General features: G+C 56.5%; 5 protein-coding genes. 1 reads left to right on the top strand and 4 read right to left on the bottom strand.

Annotated elements, in window-relative coordinates; translation table 11 throughout:
* Positions 1-163: hypothetical protein (locus IH971_10675; protein MCH7498301.1), on the bottom strand; the 163-nt coding region annotated here is incomplete at its 3' end.
* Positions 164-681: 518 nt separating this feature from the next.
* On the opposite strand from IH971_10675, the gene IH971_10670 reads away from it, so the two are divergent.
* Complete coding sequence (locus IH971_10670) at positions 682-2,733, top strand: S9 family peptidase (GenBank protein ID MCH7498300.1); 2,052 nt, start codon at positions 682-684, stop codon at positions 2,731-2,733.
* A 255-nt stretch (positions 2,734-2,988) separates the two neighbouring features.
* Here the strand turns inward: IH971_10670 and IH971_10665 are convergent, their stop codons facing one another.
* The 3 genes from IH971_10665 to IH971_10655 form a co-directional block, all read right to left on the bottom strand.
* Positions 2,989-3,132, bottom strand: a complete 144-nt coding sequence (locus IH971_10665; GenBank protein ID MCH7498299.1) for a hypothetical protein — start codon at positions 3,130-3,132, stop codon at positions 2,989-2,991.
* Between the two features lie 45 nt (positions 3,133-3,177).
* On the bottom strand, positions 3,178-3,552 hold the full coding sequence (locus tag IH971_10660; GenBank protein ID MCH7498298.1) for a hypothetical protein: 375 nt from the start codon (positions 3,550-3,552) through the stop codon (positions 3,178-3,180).
* A 388-nt stretch (positions 3,553-3,940) separates the two neighbouring features.
* The gene (locus IH971_10655; GenBank protein MCH7498297.1) at positions 3,941-5,554 is read right to left on the bottom strand and encodes a tetratricopeptide repeat protein; all 1,614 of its coding nucleotides are present in this window, start codon (positions 5,552-5,554) and stop codon (positions 3,941-3,943) included.
* Positions 5,555-5,603: the final 49 nt, after the last annotated feature.

The raw sequence follows: 5,603 nt of genomic DNA, 5'->3' as shown, positions 1-5,603 counted from the left end.
TTTCTTTCAACCACTCCCCGTTGTGTTTCTTAATTAGCGGCTTCAGAAGGTCACGATTCTTGTGAAGGAGCTTCAGGGCTTTCTGTTCATCCTTACCCATCAGCGCGGTATAGCCCACGATATCGGTGAACATGATGGCGGCCAGTTTGCGGGTTTGCGTCAAGGTCGCCGCCTACTGGCAATACACTGCTTCGCAACTCCGTAGCCCTGGCGGCGTTTGAGCTCGTTGAGGAAGAGAGAGAGTCTGGACTGCTGGGGCATTGTGGTAAGGCTGTGTTAAGGTCAAATATACGCGTGGCGTAGCGGGATAGCAAAAGGCCCCAAGGCGACCCGGCTGAAGGCCACTTGATGGCGGCTGCTCGTTTGTGCCTAACTTTGCTTCTCAGGCGTTCCTGGGAACGATGACCGTGGCACCTATGCCGCCAGATCAAGGATCCGGCGACCTACCGACCATAGGAAAAGCACCGTATCCGGCAGGTATCCGGGTGGGAGGCTATTTCAGGCCTGAAAAGCGGGCTATATGCTCGGCTAATCGAAGATAATGGTAAGTTCCACCATTCCGAAAATCACCAACTTTTCGGGTGCCACATGCCGGTAGCGACCAGAACCGTTATTGCCCTTTCAGCCACTTTAGCCGTTGGATGCCATCCCGGAATGAACAAAAGTGAACCAATGGTCCAGATGACAGTGATGGCGCCGCCCCAGGCGGAAATCATTCCCAAGCAGCTGGAGACGCACGGTGATGTCCGCACCGACAACTACTTCTGGCTCCGGGAGCGTGAGAACCCCAAGGTCATCAGATACCTGGAAGCTGAGAACCGCTACACGGCCCAGGTGATGGCCCATACCGAGGAGCTGCAGAACAGCCTGTTTGAGGAGATCAAGGGCCGCATCAAGCAGGACGACTCGTCGGTGCCCTACAAAGATGGCGGCTATTTCTACTATACCCGCTATGAGGAGGGCAAGGAGTACGCGATATATGCGCGCAAGCAGGGCTCGCTGGAAAGCGCCGAGGAAGTCTACTTGGATGCCAACGTCCTGGCCGCAGGGCACGGCTTCTTTTCCCTCCGGGATGTGGAGCTGAGCGCCAACCACGAGATTCTGGCCTATGCCGCCGACACGGTAGGCCGGCGAATATATACCGTCCATCTGAAGAACCTGGCCACCGGCGAATTGTATCCCGATAAGATTCCCAATGTCACCGGGATGCTGGCCTGGGCCAACGATAACCGGACCATCTTCTATGCGAAACAGGACTTGGAGACCCTGCGCTGGTACCAGATTTGGCGCCACACCTTAGGCAGCGATGTGTCCACTGATGTGCTGGTTTACCAGGAAGACGACGAGACCTTCTCCAGCTACGTCTGGAAGACCCGCTCCAAGCGTTACATCATGATCGCCTCCTACCAGACCCTTAGCTCCGAGTACCGCTATGTGGGCGCCGACGATCCCCTAGGCGAGTTGCAACTCTTCCAGGCCCGCCAGCGGGACCACGAGTACGATCTGGACCATCTCGGCGACAAATTCTATATCCGCACCAATCACTTGGCCAAAAATTTCCGTCTCATGTCCACGCCCGTTACGTCCAGTGGCATGGCCAGCTGGGAGGAGGTCATCCCCCACCGGGACGACGTGCTGCTGAGCAACTTCGAGCTGTTCCGGGACCACCTGGTGGTGCAGGAGCGGAGGGCCGGGCTGGTCCATCTGCATATCGTAAACTGGGACGGCAGCGGCGACCACTACCTCGATTTCGGCGAGCCGGCCTATCTGGCCTACTTCAGCACCAATCCCGACCCGCAGACACATATCCTGCGCTACGGCTATACATCCCTGACCACTCCCCCGTCAATCTACGATTACGATATGGTCACCCGGGAGCGGACCCTGTTAAAGCAGGACGAAGTGCTGGGCGGCTTCGACTCCGGCGACTACGTTACCGAGCGGCGCTATGCCCCCGCTCGGGACGGGGTTTTGGTGCCCCTGTCCATCGTCTACCGGAAGGGGCTCAAGCGGGATGGCTCCCAGCCCCTGCTGCTTTACGGCTACGGCTCCTACGGAAGCAGCGTGAGCGCCACGTTCAGCGCCGAGCGAGTTAGCCTGCTGGACCGGGGCTTCGTCTATGCCATCGCCCATATCCGCGGCGGGCAGGAGATGGGACGGTCCTGGTACGACGACGGCAAGCTGCTCAAGAAAAAGAACACCTTTACTGACTTCATCGATTGCGCCACCTACCTCATCGCCGAGAACTATACCGCACCCGAGCGCCTGTTCGGCCAGGGGGGCAGTGCCGGCGGGCTGCTGATTGGCGCGGTGATCAACATGCGGCCGGACCTGTTCAAGGGCATTGTGACCCGGGTGCCCTGGGTCGATGTGGTGACCACCATGCTGGACGCCGACATTCCCCTCACCACCAGTGAGTACGACGAGTGGGGCAATCCCAACGACAAAGTATACTACGACTACATGCTCTCCTACTCGCCCTACGACCAGGTGACCGCCAAGGACTATCCCAACATCCTGATCACGACATCGCTCCACGATTCGCAGGTGCAGTATTGGGAGCCGGCCAAATGGACGGCCAAGCTGCGGGCGCTGAAGACCGATGACAACCTGCTTATCATCAAGACCGATATGAAAGCGGGACACGGCGGCGCATCGGGGCGCTTCAAGCGCTACCGCGATACGGCCTTCAATTACGCCTTCTTGCTGGACCTGGCGGGGATCAACAAGTAGGGGCAGAGCGGGAGTCAAGGTTAGTACAATGGCTGAGTGCCGCCAGACGTATGATCCGGCGACCAACCGACAGCGGGATTGTCAGCGTATCCGGCAGGTATCCGGTTGAAGGGCTATTTCAATCCTGAAAGGCGGGCTTATCTACTTCAGCAGCAGCATCTTGATGGAGTCACACAGACATATCAGCCCATGCATTCAAGTGGGTTGGCGGTAAGTTTAGTTGAGACTACCGGGATATATCAGAGCCGACTATACCTACTCGAAAGAAATCTCGCTCGTAGCGGCACCGCCCTTAAACTGCTCCAGGGCATCCAGTACCGCCTGCCTGGTGTCCATCACTAATCCCGGAAATCCAAAGCCCAGCATAGAACCGACCTCGTTGTAGGCCTGCTTGACCATCGTGGCGGCCTTATCCGGGAATTGTTCCCGGTCACTGCCTTCCTGCTATCCCATCAGAGCAATGGCGAATATTCTGCCAGCGGTATCTTCCATATTCCAGTATTCAGGGATCCCTTCAGCGGCAGCGGTTTTATCATCACCCAGCCGGAGTGCGCCGGTAAAAACGGATCTGAGGAGCAGGCTCTGCTCATGGATTACTTTTTGGGTCTCCAAGAATGTATCCAGAAGGGTGCCTGAGCCGTCTTTTGACGTTTGCATTATGCCGCGGAGGTTATAGTACTCCATCAGGGCATATTGGCCTGTCACGGTCGGGGCGGTTTTTTCGTCAGGGCTGTTGTGCCGGGGTGATTTTACTTTCCAGGTGGACGCAATCTGCTGGAGTCTGGCAAATACAACGTCGGGGTGAAACTGGATCGCCATGGATCCTCCTTAATCTATGTAACAAAACAGTCGGTGACCTAAATTCCTTATCGGCGTTTTCCGTACCAAAATCAGAGCAATTCTGCTATTACGAACAACATCACGTTCCTCAACACCATACTCGACTGTTCTAAAACGAAAAGGCCCGTGCAATCATTCCAGGGCCTATTCATGCTTGTGTAGGCTTCCCTACTGAAGCAGCACCCCAGCTTTTAATCTCGCTTGACCACAGTGGGATTATGAACGGGATTAGGGAGAGCATTAACCGTAATACTATTTCAGCAGCACCATCTTGATGGACTTAATGTGAGCGGGAGTTACGAACAAGCCGCCACATGGAAGACCCTCCTGCGGAGCTCGGGGAGGAAGGTGGAGAGGGGGGACGGCATCAGCGGGCGCCGCCGTATTTGTCCAGCAGGTCAGTGAAGCGGGGGTGGTCGCGCAGGGGCGCCCAGGTCGGGTCGAGTCGGAGTAGAGGAACCGACAACTCTCCGGGTATGGACAGTAGGGACTCGATCTGATCCAGGGCCGCATCGTGTTCACCCACCATAACATAAATTTGGGCCAGGTTTGCTACCCGGAATAGGCCCCTCAAGGCATCCTTGCTTATGGGCATCAAATCGACCGACCGTTTGCCTTCCCGGATCGCCTCCTTCTTGCGGCCCAGACCGGCGAAGGCGATGCCCAGGGCGCTGTGGAAGCGCGCATCATCAGGCTGGTCCTGTACTTTGATTTCCAGCAGGCTTTGAGCGGATTCGTAAGAGGCTTGCTCCTCTCTTGGCTGGTTCGATAACCCGTAAATCTGGGCGTATAGTTGATCCCTGGGAATAAAGTAAAATTGAGAATCGAAGGCTTCTGACGATGCCGACGCAAGGCGTTCCAGGGCCGCCTGGTAGATCCCGTCAAACAGATCCAGTAAAACCCGGAGATAAAATATAACCGGGTCCGCGGAGTCCATCGCCTCAGACGCCTGCTCCAATACTGTCCGGGCCTTGTCCGGGCTGCCTTCCCAGCGCAGGTAAAGCCAGGCCTTGGAGTGGTAGGGAGAAAGCCAATCAGGGGTCAACGAGATCGCCCGGTCAAGGTAGCGCTCGGCCTCCTGGTAGTTACGCATATAACCGTAAGTATCTCCCACCTCTTGGGCAAATAAGCTTACGCGAGGGTCAAGCTCTGAGGCCTTCTGGAGATTCGACAGTGCCTGCTCCCACTCGCCCCGGCGCCTTTGAATAAAACCGCGAGTCGCCACAAGTTCGCTGTTATTGGGCTGGCTTTCTTGGGCGATGGCTAGCTCTTTCAGGGCGCGGTCATAATCCAGCTCGCCCTCGTAATAGTAAGCACCCAGGGCCCCATGTGCTTCGGGAAGGTCTGGTTCGAGTTCCAGCGCTTTGACTATCGCTTGCTTGGCCAGCGCCAGTCGCTCCTTACTCCGATCAAAATGGAGCCAATAGAAATCGTTGTGGGCTGCTCCCAGCCTGGCGTAGGCCAGAGCGAAGCCGGGTTCCAGATTGGTGGCCTTCTCGAACATCTGCACAGCTAGGCGCAAATCCTTTCTGGCACCAGTCCGGTATAAATAATGGTTGCCGCGGAGGTAGTAGTCATAGGCATCCAGGTTCTTGGTAGGCCGTTTAACCAGCACCCCCGCTTGTTCGCCCACTAATTTGATCTTCAGGATGTTGACAATCGTTTGGGCAATGTCGTCCTGGATGGCAAAAACGTCCTCCAGATCCCGGTCGTACTTCTCGGACCAGAGATGGTAACCGTCGGCCACATTGACAAGCTGGGTGGTGATCCGCAGCCGCTTTCCCGCTTTCCGAACACTCCCTTCAAGCACCGACCCGACGTTGAGCTGCTCACCGATCTTCCGAATATCGTGAGCAGTCCCCTTATATTGAAAGGCGGAGGTGCGTGAAACCACGTGCAGGCCCTCAATCTTGGCCAAACCATCAATGAGCTCCTCCGCCATCCCATCACAGAAATATTCCTGGTCTTTCTGCTGACTCATGTCCACAAAAGGTAGGACCGCGATCGAGGGCTTGCCCTCGTCGGGTCTC

The organism is Candidatus Neomarinimicrobiota bacterium, from assembly GCA_022560655.1.
Classification (GTDB): domain Bacteria; phylum Fidelibacterota; class Marinisomatia; order SCGC-AAA003-L08; family TS1B11; genus JADFSS01.
Note: the sequence above shows the minus strand (reverse complement) of the source record. Positions and strands in the feature narration are given on the sequence as shown.

Coding starts and splice junctions, on each gene's coding strand:
- IH971_10670 (MCH7498300.1), top strand. CDS start 682: ATGACAGTGATGGCGCCGCCCCAGGCGGAAATCATTCCCAAGCAGCTG.
- IH971_10665 (MCH7498299.1), bottom strand. CDS start 3,132: ATGGTCAAGCAGGCCTACAACGAGGTCGGTTCTATGCTGGGCTTTGGA.
- IH971_10660 (MCH7498298.1), bottom strand. CDS start 3,552: ATGGCGATCCAGTTTCACCCCGACGTTGTATTTGCCAGACTCCAGCAG.
- IH971_10655 (MCH7498297.1), bottom strand. CDS start 5,554: ATGAGTCAGCAGAAAGACCAGGAATATTTCTGTGATGGGATGGCGGAG.